Annotated in this window: 17 protein-coding genes and 1 tRNA gene; 13 read left to right on the top strand and 5 right to left on the bottom strand. The window is 34.6% G+C overall.

The genetic code is table 11. The features are described 5' to 3' along the window. Positions 1 to 6 precede the first annotated feature (6 nt). The 8 genes from OZP09_RS10830 (at position 7) to OZP09_RS10795 (ending at position 6,633) form a co-directional block, all read left to right on the top strand. On the top strand, positions 7 to 2,007 hold the full coding sequence (locus OZP09_RS10830) for a fumarate reductase/succinate dehydrogenase flavoprotein subunit (protein WP_269233669.1): 2,001 nt from the start codon (positions 7 to 9) through the stop codon (positions 2,005 to 2,007). A 78-nt stretch (positions 2,008 to 2,085) separates the two neighbouring features. Then, on the top strand, positions 2,086 to 2,832 hold the full coding sequence (locus tag OZP09_RS10825) for a succinate dehydrogenase/fumarate reductase iron-sulfur subunit (protein WP_269233668.1): 747 nt from the start codon (positions 2,086 to 2,088) through the stop codon (positions 2,830 to 2,832). 738 nt (positions 2,833 to 3,570) lie between these two features. Next, positions 3,571 to 3,708 (top strand): IS3 family transposase, encoded by a 138-nt coding sequence (locus tag OZP09_RS10820; RefSeq protein ID WP_432419448.1) that lies wholly within the window; start codon positions 3,571 to 3,573, stop codon positions 3,706 to 3,708. A 219-nt stretch (positions 3,709 to 3,927) separates the two neighbouring features. Beyond that, positions 3,928 to 4,224, top strand: a complete 297-nt coding sequence (locus OZP09_RS10815; protein ID WP_269233667.1) for a hypothetical protein — start codon at positions 3,928 to 3,930, stop codon at positions 4,222 to 4,224. 27 nt (positions 4,225 to 4,251) lie between these two features. Continuing rightward, complete coding sequence (locus tag OZP09_RS10810) at positions 4,252 to 4,539, top strand: hypothetical protein (protein WP_269233666.1); 288 nt, start codon at positions 4,252 to 4,254, stop codon at positions 4,537 to 4,539. A gap of 15 nt (positions 4,540 to 4,554) precedes the next feature. Continuing rightward, on the top strand, positions 4,555 to 4,851 hold the full coding sequence (locus OZP09_RS10805) for a PepSY-like domain-containing protein (RefSeq protein WP_269233665.1): 297 nt from the start codon (positions 4,555 to 4,557) through the stop codon (positions 4,849 to 4,851). A gap of 15 nt (positions 4,852 to 4,866) precedes the next feature. Next, entirely contained in the window at positions 4,867 to 5,163 is a 297-nt protein-coding gene (locus OZP09_RS10800) for a hypothetical protein (protein ID WP_269233663.1), read from the top strand. Between the two features lie 129 nt (positions 5,164 to 5,292). Continuing rightward, positions 5,293 to 6,633, top strand: coding sequence for a sigma-54-dependent transcriptional regulator (locus OZP09_RS10795; protein WP_281310742.1), 1,341 nt, complete (start codon positions 5,293 to 5,295; stop codon positions 6,631 to 6,633). On the opposite strand, the gene OZP09_RS10790 is transcribed toward OZP09_RS10795, so the two are convergent. Beyond that, positions 6,630 to 9,071 (bottom strand): hybrid sensor histidine kinase/response regulator, encoded by a 2,442-nt coding sequence (locus tag OZP09_RS10790; RefSeq protein WP_281310741.1) that lies wholly within the window; start codon positions 9,069 to 9,071, stop codon positions 6,630 to 6,632. The genes OZP09_RS10795 and OZP09_RS10790 overlap by 4 nt on opposite strands. 134 nt (positions 9,072 to 9,205) lie before the next feature. Next, on the bottom strand, positions 9,206 to 11,107 hold the full coding sequence (locus OZP09_RS10785) for a S9 family peptidase (protein WP_269233659.1): 1,902 nt from the start codon (positions 11,105 to 11,107) through the stop codon (positions 9,206 to 9,208). Between the two features lie 293 nt (positions 11,108 to 11,400). Here OZP09_RS10785 and OZP09_RS10780 point away from each other — a divergent pair, with 293 nt between their 5' ends. From OZP09_RS10780 to OZP09_RS10765, 4 genes are all read left to right on the top strand, one after another. Then, positions 11,401 to 12,513: an NAD(P)/FAD-dependent oxidoreductase gene (locus OZP09_RS10780; protein ID WP_281310740.1), complete on the top strand. Its 1,113-nt coding sequence runs from the start codon at positions 11,401 to 11,403 to the stop codon at positions 12,511 to 12,513. After that, positions 12,513 to 13,280, top strand: a complete 768-nt coding sequence (gene mtgA, locus OZP09_RS10775; RefSeq protein ID WP_269233658.1) for a monofunctional biosynthetic peptidoglycan transglycosylase — start codon at positions 12,513 to 12,515, stop codon at positions 13,278 to 13,280. Before OZP09_RS10780 ends, mtgA begins: the two co-directional genes overlap by 1 nt. Beyond that, positions 13,267 to 14,223 carry a lipid A deacylase LpxR family protein gene (locus OZP09_RS10770; RefSeq protein WP_349293628.1) on the top strand — a complete coding sequence of 319 codons (957 nt, stop codon included), beginning with the start codon at positions 13,267 to 13,269 and terminating at the stop codon, positions 14,221 to 14,223. The genes mtgA and OZP09_RS10770 overlap by 14 nt, the downstream gene beginning before the upstream one ends. A 114-nt stretch (positions 14,224 to 14,337) precedes the next feature. Further along, positions 14,338 to 14,667 carry a YegP family protein gene (locus tag OZP09_RS10765; protein ID WP_281310739.1) on the top strand — a complete coding sequence of 110 codons (330 nt, stop codon included), beginning with the start codon at positions 14,338 to 14,340 and terminating at the stop codon, positions 14,665 to 14,667. Between the two features lie 199 nt (positions 14,668 to 14,866). Here the strand turns inward: OZP09_RS10765 and OZP09_RS10760 are convergent, their stop codons facing one another. Continuing rightward, positions 14,867 to 15,430: a DUF6642 family protein gene (locus OZP09_RS10760; protein ID WP_269233652.1), complete on the bottom strand. Its 564-nt coding sequence runs from the start codon at positions 15,428 to 15,430 to the stop codon at positions 14,867 to 14,869. Positions 15,431 to 15,609: 179 nt separating this feature from the next. On the opposite strand from OZP09_RS10760, the gene OZP09_RS10755 reads away from it, so the two are divergent. Continuing rightward, positions 15,610 to 15,786, top strand: a complete 177-nt coding sequence (locus tag OZP09_RS10755) for a hypothetical protein (RefSeq protein WP_281310738.1) — start codon at positions 15,610 to 15,612, stop codon at positions 15,784 to 15,786. An 88-nt stretch (positions 15,787 to 15,874) separates the two neighbouring features. Here OZP09_RS10755 and OZP09_RS10750 read toward each other — a convergent pair whose 3' ends face one another. Beyond that, a complete protein-coding gene (locus OZP09_RS10750) occupies positions 15,875 to 16,129 on the bottom strand; it encodes a GIY-YIG nuclease family protein (RefSeq protein WP_269233650.1) in 255 nt (84 codons plus the stop codon). Between the two features lie 49 nt (positions 16,130 to 16,178). Next, positions 16,179 to 16,252: transfer RNA gene (locus OZP09_RS10745), tRNA-Ala, on the bottom strand. Between the last annotated feature and the right edge of the window lie 121 nt (positions 16,253 to 16,373).

The following is a 16,373-nucleotide window of genomic DNA, read 5'->3' as shown; positions in this document are numbered from 1 at the left end:
ATTATAATGGCATTAGATTCAAAAATTCCAAATGGTCCTATAGCGGACAAATGGACAAATTATAAAGATCATATTAATTTAGTAAACCCTGCTAACAAACGTAATCTTGATATTATCGTAGTTGGTACAGGTTTGGCTGGAGGTTCAGCTGCGGCTACTTTAGCTGAGTTAGGATATAACGTAAAAGCATTTTGTTTTCAGGATTCACCTCGTCGTGCGCACTCTATCGCGGCACAAGGAGGTATTAATGCTGCAAAAAACTATAAAGGAGACGGTGACTCAGTTTACAGGTTATTTTATGATACTGTAAAAGGAGGTGACTACCGTGCACGTGAGGCAAACGTTCACCGTTTGGCTGAAGTTTCTGCTAATATTATTGACCAGTGTGTGGCTCAGGGGGTTCCGTTGGCTCGTGAATATGGCGGACTTTTAGATAACCGTTCTTTTGGAGGAACATTAGTTTCGCGTACATTCTACGCACAAGGACAAACAGGACAGCAGTTATTATTAGGAGCTTATTCTGCAATGAACCGTCAGATTGGCCGTGGAAAAATCAAAATGTACAACCGTCATGAAATGCTGGAACTGGTAGTTATTGACGGAAAGGCAAGAGGAATTATTGCCCGTAACTTAATTACAGGAGAAATTGAAAGACATTCTGCTCACGCTGTAGTAATTGGTTCAGGAGGATACGGAAACGTGTTTTTCCTTTCTACAAATGCTATGGGAAGTAACGCAACAGCAGCCTGGAAAATTCATAAAAAAGGAGCTTTTTTCGCAAATCCTTGCTACACACAAATTCACCCAACCTGTATTCCGGTTTCAGGAGATCATCAGTCTAAACTGACTTTGATGTCTGAATCGTTACGTAATGACGGGCGTATCTGGGTTCCTGCAAAATTAGAAGATGCTCAGGCCATCCGTGAAGGAAAGAAAAAAGCAACTGATATTGCCGAGGCAGACAGAGATTATTTCTTAGAAAGAAGATATCCTGCTTTTGGTAACTTAGTACCTCGTGATGTTGCATCCCGTGCAGCTAAAGAAAGATGTGATGCTGGTTTTGGCGTTAATAAAACGGGAGAAGCAGTTTATCTTGATTTTGCTGCTGCCATCGAGCGTTACGGAAAAGAAGATGCTTATGTAAAAGGTTTGGATGCTAATGACAAAGCTTTAGTAACAAAATTAGGAGCTGCAATCGTGAAAAGTAAATACGGAAACTTATTCCAAATGTATTACAAAATCGTCGATGAAGATCCTTATACTACACCAATGATGATTTACCCGGCGGTTCACTATACAATGGGTGGAACATGGGTTGATTACAACTTAATGACTACAATTCCTGGATGTTTCTCAATTGGAGAATCTAACTTCTCCGATCACGGAGCAAACAGACTTGGAGCTTCTGCTTTAATGCAAGGTTTAGCTGATGGATATTTTGTATTGCCATACACTATTGGGGATTACTTAGCTCCGGATATTAAAATGGGACCAATTTCTACAGACTTGCCGGAATTCGTTGAAGCTGAAAAATCAGTAAAAGATTTGATCAATAATTTTATCACTAATAACGGAACTCATTCTGTAGATTATTTCCACAAAAAATTAGGTAAAATTATGTGGAACAAAGTAGGTATGGCCCGTAACGCTAAAGGTTTAGCTGAAGCTATGGAAGAAATTGCCGCTTTACGTGAAGAGTTTTATAAAGATGTTAAAGTACCTGGAAGTGCTAACGAGTTTAATCAGGAATTAGAAAAAGCAATCCGTGTTGCCGATTTCTTAGAATTAGGAGAATTGTTTGCGAAAGATGCTTTACACCGTAATGAGTCTTGTGGAGGTCACTTCCGTGAAGAATATCAGACAGAAGAGGGTGAAGCGCTTCGTGATGACGAAAACTTTGCATACGTTGCAGCCTGGGAGTACAAAGGAAAACCAAGCGATGCTGTATTACACAAAGAACCTCTGGTTTACGAAAACATTAAATTAGTTCAAAGAAGCTACAAATAGGATTTTAGTCCTTAGTCTTTAGTCCTTAGCTTAATTGGATTTTAGATTTTGGTTTAAAGACTTTTAAACTTATAAAAGATGAAACTTACATTAAAAATATGGCGTCAAAAAAACGCACAAGATAAAGGAGGGATTGTAGAATATCCTATCGATGGAATCGAACCAGATATGTCTTTTCTTGAAATGCTTGATGTTCTTAACGAACAATTAATCAATAAAGGAGAAGAGCCTGTAGCATTTGACCACGACTGTCGCGAGGGAATCTGCGGAATGTGTTCTTTATTCATCAATGGTGAAGCACACGGACCAGACAGAGGTGTTACAACATGTCAGTTGCACATGCGTATGTTTAAAGATGGCGATACAATTTTTATCGAACCATTCAGAGCAAAAGCTTTTCCTGTGATTAAAGATTTAGTGGTGGACAGAAGTTCTTTTGACAGAATTCAGCACGCTGGTGGATTCATCTCGGTAAATACATCAGGTAATACAATTGATGCCAATACAATTCCGATTAATAAACACGATGCAGATAAATCATTTGATGCTGCAGCGTGTATTGGTTGTGGAGCTTGTGTGGCAACTTGTAAAAACTCTTCTGCGATGTTGTTCGTGGGAGCAAAAGTTTCTCAGTATGCTTTATTGCCACAAGGTAAAGTTGAGGCTACAGAGCGTGTATTAAACATGGTTCACCAAATGGATTTAGAAGGTTTTGGTAACTGTACAAATACGGGAGCTTGTGAAGTAGAATGTCCTAAAGGGATTTCTCTTGAAAATATCGCGCGTATGAACCGTGAGTATTTAGCAGCAAGTTTAAAAGGATAATATAAAACATTCCGTTTTTTTTTATATAAAAACGTATTCATTCAGTGAACTGCCCCCAAAAAGTTAGACACTCTTTGGGGGTATTTTTATGGAAAGAAGTCAAGTACAACTATGAATTTAAACTTCGATATGTAGAAGAAGTTTTAAAAAACAATTGTTCGGTTGCAAAAGAGCACAATTTTAACTAGGGTAATCTCATGAAATGTGTCAATCCCTATAAACATTATGATGAGGAAGGTCTTTTTCCTAAAATTAATCAATATTATAATTGATTTAAACTGAAAGTACTAAAAGAATTCAGAAGATATCCTTTATCTTTACTAGAAGCTTGTTTAGTTTTTAATTTACCGATTGAATCTGTGATTGATCAATAGCGCACCAATTATCACAAACAAGGTATTTCAGTCTTGAAAAACAAATCTAAAGGAAGACCTGTATCCACGACTTTTAAAAGAGCTAAAAAAAGAAATCTGCCAAGCCTCTAATCAGCGAATAAGAATGCTCTTTTAAAAAAGTTTAATGCCTTAGTTCGAGCCGAAGAAATCAAGAATATAAAACGGAATCCATGATAGAATTAGGGCATCATTATAATTTAGGCATTATACTCAAATAGGGACAGAGGCAGTTATTATTACTACGAAAAAAAAATATCAGATAAACATAGAGACATCAAAAGTTGATAGAACATATTTATCATAAGCACAAAGGAATTACACAAAGCATGTCTAGAAAAGGAAATTGTCTTATAATGCTGTAATAGAAAACTATTTCGAAATAATAAAATCTGAACTTTTTTATCTTAAAAATACACTTCCGGTTAACCAGCTAAAAGAAGAGATAATCGAATTTGTAAATTACTATAATAACGATAGGTAAAACTTATTTAAAAGAGAAACACTTTTGTGTATATTTTTTACACAGAGGTTGTGTTAAATTACACAGTTGTTATTGCTTTTAAAAATGTTTTTATTTGGTTAACTTATTAAAAAATAGTACTTTAGGTGTGTGAGGGCTTTGCCTTTTAATTATGGCACAATAATTTCTTTGTCTAATGTGTAAAACAATAATTAAATAATAATTTAAAATATACACATTATGAAAAATTTATTTTTATCAGCCGCAATTGTTTTGGGAGGTTTAACTTCATTTGCATCAACTTCTCCAATTTCAAATAATATTGTAAAAACGATCACAATTCAGGACGAATATACTGAAGTAAAATTAGAAGAAGTGCCAGCTGCAATTACAGAAGCTCTTAAAAAAGCATATCCGGATGCAGTACTTACAAAAGCATATAAAAATGAGAAATCAGAATACAAACTAGATGTTACAGTTGGTGACAAAGTAGGTAATCTTTTTGCTAATGCAGACGGATCATGGATTAAAAAATAATTTAAGTAATCTTTAAAATGATTTATTATGAGAAAGATAATCTTAACAGCAGCAATAGTTTTAGGAAGTTTGTCAATTCAGGCATCAATATTAAGTCCGGTAAATACAATTACTAAAACAATATTTCAGGACGATTATAAAGAAATCGATGCTGTTCCGGCAGCCATTAAAACAGGTTTAGATAATGCTTATCCAGGGGTAAAACTTGAAAAAGCATTTGTAAACAGCAAAAAAGAATATAAAATTGAAATTACAGTTAGAGGTGAAAAATCTACTGTTTTCACAGACGAAAAGGGAAATATTCTTAAAAAATAAATAAAAAGAAGCATTATGAAAAAATTAATTTTATCTGCAGCATTTATTTTAGGAGGTTTATCAGTTCAGGCAGCTATTCCTAACGTAAAAATTTCAAATGTTAATTCTTTCTTTTTTCAGGATGAATACACAGAAGTTGCTTCAGATGCTGTACCGGCAGCTGTAAAGTCTACAGCAGAGAAATCTTTTCCAAACACTAAACTCGAAAAGGTATATAAAAATGCTAAAAACGAGTATAAACTGGAAATTTCGAACGGAGACAAGAAGTATACAATTTTTACAGATGCATCAGGAAATGTCATTAAAAAGTAACTAAATTAAAACATTATGAAAAAGTTAATTTTATCCGCAGCGATTGTTTTTGGAAGTTTGTCAATCAATGCATCAACAATTACCGATGCTCAACAAACAAAAACTTCCGTAGTTTTTCAATCAGAATATACTGAAATTAATAAGGACGATGTTCCCGCAGCTGTGAAGACAGCTCTGGAAGCAGCTTATCCGGGTGCCGTGCTTGAAAAAGCGTATAAAAACGACAAAAACGAATACAAATTAGACATAGCAGTTGGAGACCAGAAGGCTACTGTTTATTCGGATGCTGAAGGTAACTGGTTAAAAATATAATTAGGTGAATTAGATTTATGTTTTTGGTGAAAAAGAGATTGCTTAACAGCAGTCTCTTTTTTTTTTTTACATAATTTTGTGATAATACTGCATTAATAGTGGTATTTTAGCAAAAAGACCTGAAAAGCAATGCCAAAGATATTATTAATTGAAGACGATATTTCATTTTGCAAATTATTAGAAAGGTTTCTCGAAAAAAAAGCATTTGATGTCACTATTGCTTTCTCGGCAGAAGAAGCCCGGTTATATATCAAAAAAGAATCTTTCGATTTGATTTTGACAGACCTCCGTTTGCCTGATGCTGACGGTATTGTTTTGATGTCTGAATTTAAAACGTCTCATCCCGAAATACCTGTTATACTTATGACAGGCTACTCTGATGTAAATACTGCCGTAAAAGCAATTAAAAACGGAGCATCTGATTACATCTCGAAACCATTTAATCCTGATGAGGTTTTATTGGTTATTACCAATGCACTCCAAACGGCACCAACTGAAAAAGTTGTAGTAAAAGAAAAAAAGGCTACAAATAGACAGGCTTCTCCAGAAAATGAGTTTGTGAAAGGAATTTCTGTTGCTTCCAAAAAATTATTAGAGCATATTAAACTGGTAAGTCCTACTGACATGTCTGTTTTAATTATAGGAGAAAGCGGTACAGGAAAAGAAATTATTGCAAAAAGTATCCACCAGCAAAGCCAAAGGAAAAACAATAATTTTATAGCAGTTGACTGTGGTGCAATTCCTAAAGAATTGGCAGCGAGTGAGTTTTTCGGGCATTTAAAAGGATCTTTTACCGGAGCAATCAGCGACAAAACAGGATATTTTGAAGCAGCAAACGGAGGAACCATTTTTCTGGACGAAATAGGCAATCTTTCCTATGAAAATCAGATTCAGCTGTTAAGGGCACTTCAGGAACGAAAAATAAAACCAGTCGGCAGCAATAAGGAAATTAATGTTGATATCAGGATTATTACAGCTACCAACGAAGATTTGCGTGAAGCTGTTAAAAATGGTGATTTTCGTGAAGATTTGTACCACCGAATCAATGAGTTTTCTATTCAGTCGCCTTCATTAACCGAAAGAGGAGAAGATTTGATGGTTTTTGCCGATTATTTTTTAGAGAAGGCAAACCAGCAATTGAATAAAGATATTATAGGATTTTCACCCGAAGTAGTAGCCATTTTTCAAAAATACAGCTGGCCGGGAAATTTACGTGAGCTTCAAAATTGTATCAAACGTGCTACGCTTTTATCTCAAGGAGATTTTATCGAAAGCGATGTTTTGCCTATTGAGTTTTTTCAAACAGAAAAACTGGGCAGTTCAGGAAGTTTTTCTTTGTCTGACAATGAAAGGGAAGCGATTATTCATGCTTTATCCAGAACTCAAAACAATAAATCTGAAGCGGCAAAGCTATTGAAAATAACCCGAAAAACGCTTTATAATAAATTAAAACAATATAATATTGACTAAAGAATTTCTTTTTTTAAACCATCAAATAACAAGTCTATTTTGGTTTTTAAACTAGTAAAAAGAGGGTCTAAATTTGAGTTTTCTAAATTATTTTGTTCTAATTTTTTCAGGATTTCACCAATTTCCTGTGCCTGAATCTGTCTGAACATTGGTGCCATCCTGTGACTGATCGCATTTATTTCGGCTATATTTTTTTTCTCAACGGCATTTTCTAAATCTTTTAAATTTCGGATTGTACTTTCTATAAATGATCTGATGAACTCTTTTGCTGATTCATTATCATTTCCTAAAAACTCTTTTAAAGTTTCTAAACAATAGGTTTTTGAAGAAACCTCTTCTTCTCTTTTTACAATTTTATTGTCATGACTTATGGTATTGTCTAAGACTTTCTGAATGGTTTCAAGTAAGACTTTGGGAGAGTAAGGTTTATTTATTACTGTGGAAAATCCGGCATTCGTGTAAGTAGAAAAATCTAAATCGGTCCTTCCTGTTATAGCGATGATGGGCTGATTTTTATAAAATGATCCTTTTTTACTTTTCAATTTTTTAACAAACAAGAACCCATCAATTTCGGGCATCTGAATATCTGTAATGATGAAATCAAAATCAGTATTCAGGATAGTTTCTAATGCTTCTGTAGCATTTGTAAATGATAAGACCTGATGCCCCTGCTGTTTTAAAACAGTACTTGTAAGGTTCAGTAAATTGATATCATCATCCAGAACTATAAAAGTAAATTTTTCTGAATTTGTAATGATTTCTTTTGATTCAGGGTCGGGCAGGCTTATACTCGTATCAAATAAGAGCGGTAGCTTAATTTCAAAAGTGCTTCCTTCTCCAAAAGTGCTTTCAAGCTTTAATTTTCCGCCTAAAATCGAAATGATTTTTTGACAGATGGCCAATCCTAAACCTGTTCCGCCATATTTTTTTTCGATGTTTTCATTTGCCTGCGCGAATTCTTCAAATACCAGTTTCTGATTTTCTTTCTCAATTCCAATACCGGAATCTTCAATGGTAATGGTAAAAGAATCGTTTTCGTCAGCGACATAAGCACTGATTCTTATAAAACCCTGCTCCGTAAATTTATAGGCATTTCCAATAATGTTGCTCAAAATCTGTTTCACACGAAACGGATCGCCAACAATTTTTGAGTTCAGCTTTTCATCAACATTAATAATCAGGTCAATTTCTTTTTGTTTATAAACGGTCTGGATACTTTTTGCCACTTCATCAATGGTTTCAGGCAATAAAAAGGGAACCTTTTCAATTGTTATTTTTCCTGCTTCGATTTGAGAAAAATCTAACAAATCCTTGACCAGCTGTGTAATATATTCAGATGAATTTTTTATGTTTTTAATAAAATACGACTGTTTGGTATTTACATCAGAATTGCTCAAAAGTTCAGAATATCCTACAATGGTACTAAGCGGGGTTTTTAAATCATGGCTCACTGTAGATATAAGCTGTTCACGACTTTTAAGAAGGTTTTTGGTCTTAAAGTTGGCAATTTCCAACTGCTTTTTATACAATTGCGATTTCGAATAATCACTTACGATGATGATAGAGAAAACCACAGTCAGGAGTAAACCCACTATTGCTGAAACGGTAACGATTTCATTTACTTTTTTAAGTGATTTTTCCTTTAATGAATTGTTTTTAATGGAATTGATAATAATTTCCCTTTCAATTATCCGAAGAACTTTTCGGAGCTGTTCAGAAATTGCAATTTCATTTTTAAGCAGTTTGTTTTCTTCAAAATTGAGCGACTCTTTTTTCTTTTCAGCTTTTTGTTTTACATCACTCAAAAGCTTTTTAGAATTGGCTAAAATTGAATCAGAAGCTTGTTTGCTTAAAGTATTGGTACTATCGTCAGGGATATTCTGGTTCAGATAATCAACATATTTTTGCAGTACATTTCGCTGATAACTTCCCAAATCATTTGGGTTTTGAGTAAAATCCTGAAGTTCCAGTTTTCGAAGTTTAAACTCCATTTTGGTAATTTCATCAATGGCGTTATTTACAGAAACTTCATCATCAGCCTTATTTTTTATAGTTTTTAATTGCCTGATGTTTTCTGTTTTTTCAGACAATAAATAAGCAACGCTGTCCAGCAAAACCTTTTGATATTCTGTGGTTACAATCTGTTTCAGTGTATCTAATCTGGATTTTAAGGAGTCTGTTTCGATAAGGTAGCTTTTGAAGTCTTTTTCAGAGTTGGTCTGAATTGTTTTTCGGGCTAAACTTTCTGTTTTATATACATTTGAAAAAAGCTTGCTGACTTTTAATATTTTAGTTTTTTCAAAAGCAATTTTATCTTCTAACTTATTGTAAACTACATTTTCAGAATATAAAAACCATCCCACAACCACTACTAATCCGATCAGGGCAAGGTAGCCGAAAAGTACTTTAATGGGCATATAGCTTCTTTTGCTTTCCATAAATTGGTATTGAGAAATTCGTTTTTTGAAATGATTACTGCAATTTATTCAATATTTTCTGTTTTAAAAAGCCAAACTTTCTATAAAAAAGCCACAGACTGTAAATCTGTGGCTGGAAATATTTTGCTCATGTATTAAAGGGTTTCGTTAAGCCATTTAAAAAATTCGTTTTGCCAAACCTGTGCATTCTGAGGTTTTAAAACCCAGTGATTTTCATCAGGAAAATAAAGAAAACGGCTTTTGATTCCTCTTAACTGTGCAGCCTGAAAAGCTTCCTGACTTTGTCCGATTGGTACACGGAAATCTTTTCCGCCCTGAATGATTAAAATAGGCTTGTTCCAGTTTCCAACCAAAGTCGCCGGATTAAAAGTCGTATATGCTTTTTGCGCAACTGCATTGTCCTTTTCCCAGTAGGCCCCGCCAAAATCCCAGTTGTTAAAGAAAACTTCTTCGGTGGTTCCAAACATACTTTGTGTATTGAAAACACCATCATGCGCGATAAAAGTTTTAAAACGGTTTTTATGAATTCCCGCTAAATAAAATACAGAGTAGCCTCCGTAGCTTGCTCCAACACATCCTAAACGGCTTTTATCAACGTAATTTTCTTTGGCTACATCATCAATTGCAGAAAGGTAGTCGTCCATAACCTGACCTCCCCAATCCTTACTGATCTGCTCATTCCATTCTACACCATGACCGGGCATTCCACGGCGGTTTGGCGCAACAACTACATAACCTTTTGCAGCCATTAAAGAGAAATTCCAACGGAAAGAATACGATTGTGTCAACGGACTTTGAGGTCCTCCCTGACAAAACAATAAAGTTGGATATTTTTTTGAAACGTCAAAATTTGGGGGTAAAATTACCCAAACCAGCATTTTTTTGCCGTCAGTTGTCGTCACATAACGTTTTTCAGTTTTGCTCAAGGTTAATTTTTTATACGTTTCAGTATTGATATTTGATAATTGTTTCCAGGTATTTTTCTTCAGATTAAAAGAAAAAATTTCCGAAGCATGATTCATATCAGATCGTGTTACGATAATATCATCTGCGGAGAAACCAATTAAGTCGTTTACATCAAAATAACCATTTGTCAATTGACGAACTGTAATTGCAATTCGTGTCAAACCCGGAAAATTTACTGTAAAAAGCTGTTTAGTTCCATCGACTGGTGCAACAAAAAAGACATTTTTACCATCCTTGCTCCAGATAAAATTATCTACAGTTCCGTCCCAGTTTGCAGTTAAATTTTGTTTGATTCCTTTAAACTCAACAATAATATCATTTTTATCAGACTCGTAACCGTCACGTTTCATCTGCAGCCATGATAAATTTCCTGTTGGTGAAAATTGAGGAGCTGTATCGTAACCTAAATTGTCTTCGGTTCTGTTTATTGTTTTTTGAGTTTCTAAATTATACTCATAAATATTTGTGTTTGTAGAAACGGCATAATCAGTTCCGGCTTTTTTCTTGCACACATACAATATGCTTTTGCTGTCTGGCGACCAGATGTAATCTTCATCACCGCCAAAAGGTTTTTGTGGACTGTCAAAATTTTCATCTTTCAAAATGTCAATTCCTTTTGCGCCATCTTTGTTTTCTTTGTAAAAAACATGATTAAATTTTCCTTCATTCCAGGTGTCCCAATGGCGATAATCCAAACCATTATAAATTTGAGCATCGGATTTGTCAAGATTCGGATAGAAATCTTTTCCTAAAACTTTTTCCAGTTTTACTTCTTCATTATACACCAAATATTTTCCGTCAGGCGAAATGTTCTTGTCGGCAAGAACCTCTTTAGTGTCTTTGATTTCAGTAGCGTTTCCTCCATTTACAGGTAAAATGTAAAATTTAGAAATAGACTTGTTTTCCTCTACAGAAGGAGTTGAAACTTTGAAAACAACATTTTTACCGTCTTTCGAAAGTCCAAGTGGTGTTACTCTTCCTAATTTCCATAATAATTCCTGTGACATTACATTTTGTCCGATAGCATTCAAACTCATCATTATTAAGGTTATAAATAATACTTTTTTCATAATAAAAAATCTAATTTTAGAAGCACTAAAAATACTAATTTAAAATCCCAAATTTTTAAAATCCAAATTCCAATAAGTGTTAAAGTTTAAAAAAAGAAATTCCATTTTTTTAAATTCCAAACTGTTTCTCTGAACGGAGTTGAAGTTTTCAATTCCACCCAGAGATACAAAACTCTACAAGATCAAGTTTTGCAATTTTGTCTAAAGATTGGAATTTAGGATTTAAAAATATTGTAATTTAACCCAAGATTGGGATTGGGATTTAAAATATTGGAATTTAATAAATTGCTACGATGGAACTTAGTTATTGGGAACTAAAAAACTGGTTTACAAATGTAGAGTATACCATAGTTGGAAGCGGGATTGTAGGACTTCATGCAGCATTGCGCTTGCGCGAAAGATTTCCGGGAGCTAAAATACTTGTATTAGAAAAAGGAATGCTGCCGCAGGGAGCCAGTACGAAGAATGCAGGTTTTGCCTGTTTTGGAAGCATTTCTGAAATTATGGAGGACTTAAAAACACATACTGAAGAAGACGTTGTCGAATTAATAGAAAAACGCTGGCAGGGTTTGCAGCTGCTTCGAAAAAGGTTAGGGGATAATGCCGTAGATTTCAGGCCTCATGGGGGTTATGAATTGTTTTTGAAAGACGATGAATTCGGATTTAATGAATGCATTTCTAAAATTCCTTTTATAAATGAAGTTTTAAAACCCCTTTTTAAGGCAGAAGTGTTTACTAAAGAAATTGACCGTTTTGGATTTGAAAATATTCAGGAGTATTTGATTTTTAACCCGTTTGAAGCGCAGATTGATACTGGAAATATGATGCAGGAATTGCTGAGACAGGCTGTTGTCGCTAATATTTTAATTCTGAATCAGCAAACTGTAACGTCTTTTACTGATGCCGGCAATCATGTTGAAGTAGTGCTGAATGATTTTAGTTTTAAATCTAAAAAATTGCTTTTTGCAACAAACGGATTTGCAAATGCTTTAACAAATGGAGCAGTAAGACCTGCAAGAGCACAGGTTTTAATTACAGCGCCAATTCCAAATTTAGATATTAGAGGGACTTTTCATTTAGACAGGGGCTATTATTATTTCAGGAATATTGGTGACAGAATTTTGCTTGGAGGAGGAAGGAATTTAGATTTTGAAACTGAAACTACGACTGAATTTGGCCAGACCAAAATTGTACAAAATAGATTGGAAGATTTATTGAAAAATGTAATTTTACCAAATCAGGATTTTCATATTGCCCATCGATGGAGTGGTATTATGGGAATCGGAAACAGTAAAAAACCTGTTGTGTCCCAACTGTCTGATAACGTGTTTTGTGGAGTGCGTTTAGGCGGAATGGGAGTAGCAATAGGTAGTTTAATAGGAACAGAATTAGCAGACTTAATTTAATGGCAGCCAAGAAACCAACACCAAAAAAAACAACCGCAGGCAAATCGAAACCTGCTTCTAAAAAATCAAACCGAAGTTTGGGACAAAAAATAAAATGGTTTTTCATAAAAGCTGCTTTATGGTTTTTCGGAATTTCGATTGTATGGGTTGTAATTTTTAAATATGTGCCTGTATTTTTTACACCGCTTATGGTGATACGGGTAATAGAGAATAAAATGTCTGATAAAGAAATATATTTCGATCATAACTGGGAACCAATAGAAAAGATCTCCAAGAATCTTCAAAAAGCCGTTATTGCCAGTGAAGACGGAACTTTTTTGTATCATAACGGATTCGATTTTAAAGCACTTCAAAAAGCCTACAAAAGCAACGAACGCGGTCGCAGGATTCGTGGAGGAAGCACCATTTCGCAGCAAACAGCCAAAAACGTTTTTCTCTGGCAGGGAAAAAGTTATTTCCGTAAAGGTCTCGAGGCCTATTTTACAGTTCTGATCGAAATCATCTGGGGCAAAGAACGTATTATGGAAGTTTACCTGAACAGTATCGAAATGGGAGATGGGGTTTATGGTGCTTATGCCGCAACAGAATACTGGTATAGACGTGATGCATCAAGCCTGACACCAATGCAGGCAGCAGGTATCGCGGCCATTTTGCCAAATCCAAGGAAATTTAAAGCAACGGGATCTTCAAGTTATATCAACAGAAGAAAAGAAAGAATTGTTCGCGAAATGCGCGCCGTTGGTAAAATAAATTATGATGGAAAGTAAAAAAAGCTTTTTTCTGCTTTTCATATTCCTGACAGCTTTTGGCTTTGCCCAGAAAAAGACTGAAATCGGTTTTATTACTGATAACGATTTGTATACTTCCTCTAAAAATGATATGTATTATACAAATGGGCTGGAAATTTTTTACAGGTTTTTGTCGAAAAATAACAATGAAAAGATCAATAAAAAAATCACCGAATTCAGGATCGGCCAATATATTTATAATCCGAGGTTTATTAATGAGGAAGCTGTTACCATAAACGACCGCCCTTTTACCGGATATCTTTTTGCGGAGGCTGGACGCAGTTTTTTTTATCAGAGTGAATCAGTTTTTAAAATTGACTTCCAGTTAGGCTTCATGGGACCGAATGCTTTTGGTAAAGAAATGCAGGAAAGTTTTCATCATATCATTGGGTATAAAAAAGTATATGGCTGGGAAAATCAACTGCATAATGCCCTGGCTTTACAGACACATGTGATGTATTCGAAAAAATTATTTTCTAGCAAACATCATGACTATGTAGATTTTCATTATCAGTCGGAAGCCAATCTGGGAACCATTTTTACAGGAGTTTCTACAGGTATTTTAGCCCGGTTTGGATTTAAAAAATTACTGCCTGTTTATGATTCTAATCTGCATGATGCTTCGGTAAGTTTTGAACAACAGTACAATGTTCGTGAATTTTACTTTTATGCTATGCCAAACGTCAATTACCAGTTTTATGATGCAACCATTCAGGGAAGTATGTTTAATGATACGAGTCCGTTGACATTTGATCTGGAACCTTTGCGTTTTAATGCCGAAGCCGGTTTTAAATACCGTCGTAATAACTTTAATATATCGTATTCATTTTTGTATCGTGGAAGAGAATTAAAAGACCCTGTTCATAATACGAATACCGGCTATTTTTACGGTTCGATTCGGTTAGGATTTTTGCTGAAATAAGTTATAAAATTTACAATTTACGGTTAACCATAAAATCGTATTTCTAAGTTTTGTACTTTTATATAATGCAGAATAAAATTATTTCTAACCAATAACTTAAAAGCAAAAAACAGCATGGGAAAATTTGTAATTACCAAGAGAGCAAACGGAGAATTTCAATTTAATTTGAAAGCAGGCAACGGTCAGACGATTTTGACAAGCGAAGGATATTCAAGCAAAGCAGCTTGTTCAAACGGAATAGAATCTGTAAAAACGAATTCAAAGGACGATTCAAAATTTGATAAAAAAGAATCTTCTAGTGGGAAGTTTTATTTTTCATTAAAGGCTTCAAACGGACAAATTATTGGAAGCAGCGAAATGTACGAAAGTGCTTCCGGGAGAGATAATGGAATAGAATCTGTAAAAACTAATGCCCCGGATGCTTCAACTGATGATCAGGCATAAGTTTTGATTTTAATAATATAATTAAAAGCTCTCGTAATTGAGGGCTTTTTTTGTTGACATAGGTCTTAAAAAGTTGAAATTTCTAATATAGCCCTGATGGGAGCGGCATCCTTTTTCCTGCTCCTTTAGCAGGAAAAAGATATAGCGGACAGCAGGACAAAACGTCTTATTGAAAACAAATAATCTGCTTCAAAAAAAACTAATAATACATTCTAAAATCCAGAAGTTTACAAAGGTCGTAATGCTTTTCGTAGAGTGTCTCCACAATTTCAATAAGGTCATCCTCTTTCTGGCATAATTTAAAAAAAGCTTTGTCAACAGACACGGTGCTTGTAAAATTGTTCGAAAACGTACCATAACCGGAAATGGCTCGCGCTCCGGTAATGTCCAGGAAATACTGCGCTTCCTCTTCGTTGAGATCCAGTATTTTTGAATTGGCAAAATGCAGGATTTTACCTTTCATTTTACCTTCAAAGATTTCGGCGATTTCTTCCAGGCTGTAATAGTAGTTATTGAGGCAGATGTTGTTGGCTTCGCCTTTCATAACCAGATAAATAATTTCGTAATCTTTGAAATTATGGTCGTCATAAAGCAGATTATTCAGGCTTTCTTCGAGTCCTTCAATAGTATCGCAGGTTTTGTGAATACTGGAAATACCCTGATTAAAAGCCAGTTTTTCAAGACTTTTAACCACTTCGGTAGCAGTGTCGTTTTCTACATCTGGTACACCTTCCAGGCAGAAAATAAATTTATCAGAATCCATGGAATTTAATTTTTATAGTCGATTCAGGTTAAAAGCGTTTTTTGTCTGTTGTCAGCAATTTAATTATAATTACTTAGATAGAAAAGCCTGTTATAACAGATTTTTATAATTACAAAGGTTTAACATTTTGATAATATCCGGAAAATTTTAAAATGATAATTTTAGTAAAATTTAAGGATATGGAAATCAATTGGATAATAATTGGAGTTGTAGCAGTAGGACTAATTTTGCTGATTTTATTTATGATTAGAAAAAATCAAAAAGAGAAAAAGAAACTGACAGAGTTTCTAAACAACGACTATAAAAAATCTGAAGAAGACGAACTGGATTTTGAAGATACTGCTAATGAGAAATAAAAAAACTCAAGCCTTTTGACTTGAGTTTGTAGTTTGTGGAGAATACCGGATTCGAACCGATCACCTTCCCGAATGCTTTCGGGACGCTCTATTCAATTGAGTTATTCAATAATAGATATTCAATATATTTCCTGCTTTTCTTTTTCTTGATTTCCAGCTCTCGTCTAACTGCTTCTGCTCTTGTTTCAAAATTTTCTGAATATTTCAACACCCAATCTTTAGCTGTTTTAGTAAAAGTACTTCTTCCAGTCAAGTGATCGTTTAATCTCTTTTGTAAGTTTTCAGAAGAGCCGATGTAATATTTGTCCAATATCTCAGAATATATGATGTAAGTGTAAAACATAGGCTAAAAATAAAAAAAACTCAAGCCTTTTGACTTGAGTTTGTAGTTGTGGAGAATACCGGATTCGAACCGGTCACCTCTTGCCTGCCAGGCAAGCGCTCTAGCCAAATGAGCTAATCCCCCGTGTATAAAGTTTTGCGACGTCACCTTCCCGAAAGCTTTCGGGACGCTCTAGCCAAATGAGCTAATCCCCCATTGCGAGAGCAAATAAAGTCAATTAATTTTCAAAAAACAAATTTCAGAG

It is taken from the genome of Flavobacterium flavigenum (genome assembly GCF_027111255.2).
In the GTDB taxonomy this organism is placed as follows: Bacteria; Bacteroidota; Bacteroidia; order Flavobacteriales; family Flavobacteriaceae; genus Flavobacterium; species Flavobacterium flavigenum.
The sequence above is the reverse complement of the archived record's forward strand: the minus strand, read 5'-3'. Positions and strand labels throughout refer to the sequence as shown.

Bases quoted from the DNA above. Each gene is read 5' to 3' on its own strand.
- OZP09_RS10830 (WP_269233669.1), top strand. From the start codon at position 7: ATGGCATTAGATTCAAAAATTCCAAATGGTCCTATAGCGGACAAATGG.
- OZP09_RS10825 (WP_269233668.1), top strand. From the start codon at position 2,086: ATGAAACTTACATTAAAAATATGGCGTCAAAAAAACGCACAAGATAAA.
- OZP09_RS10815 (WP_269233667.1), top strand. From the start codon at position 3,928: ATGAAAAATTTATTTTTATCAGCCGCAATTGTTTTGGGAGGTTTAACT.
- OZP09_RS10810 (WP_269233666.1), top strand. From the start codon at position 4,252: ATGAGAAAGATAATCTTAACAGCAGCAATAGTTTTAGGAAGTTTGTCA.
- OZP09_RS10805 (WP_269233665.1), top strand. From the start codon at position 4,555: ATGAAAAAATTAATTTTATCTGCAGCATTTATTTTAGGAGGTTTATCA.
- OZP09_RS10800 (WP_269233663.1), top strand. From the start codon at position 4,867: ATGAAAAAGTTAATTTTATCCGCAGCGATTGTTTTTGGAAGTTTGTCA.
- OZP09_RS10795 (WP_281310742.1), top strand. From the start codon at position 5,293: ATGCCAAAGATATTATTAATTGAAGACGATATTTCATTTTGCAAATTA.
- OZP09_RS10790 (WP_281310741.1), bottom strand. From the start codon at position 9,071: ATGGAAAGCAAAAGAAGCTATATGCCCATTAAAGTACTTTTCGGCTAC.
- OZP09_RS10785 (WP_269233659.1), bottom strand. From the start codon at position 11,107: ATGAAAAAAGTATTATTTATAACCTTAATAATGATGAGTTTGAATGCT.
- OZP09_RS10780 (WP_281310740.1), top strand. From the start codon at position 11,401: ATGGAACTTAGTTATTGGGAACTAAAAAACTGGTTTACAAATGTAGAG.
- mtgA (WP_269233658.1), top strand. From the start codon at position 12,513: ATGGCAGCCAAGAAACCAACACCAAAAAAAACAACCGCAGGCAAATCG.
- OZP09_RS10770 (WP_349293628.1), top strand. From the start codon at position 13,267: ATGATGGAAAGTAAAAAAAGCTTTTTTCTGCTTTTCATATTCCTGACA.
- OZP09_RS10765 (WP_281310739.1), top strand. From the start codon at position 14,338: ATGGGAAAATTTGTAATTACCAAGAGAGCAAACGGAGAATTTCAATTT.
- OZP09_RS10760 (WP_269233652.1), bottom strand. From the start codon at position 15,430: ATGGATTCTGATAAATTTATTTTCTGCCTGGAAGGTGTACCAGATGTA.
- OZP09_RS10755 (WP_281310738.1), top strand. From the start codon at position 15,610: ATGGAAATCAATTGGATAATAATTGGAGTTGTAGCAGTAGGACTAATT.
- OZP09_RS10750 (WP_269233650.1), bottom strand. From the start codon at position 16,129: ATGTTTTACACTTACATCATATATTCTGAGATATTGGACAAATATTAC.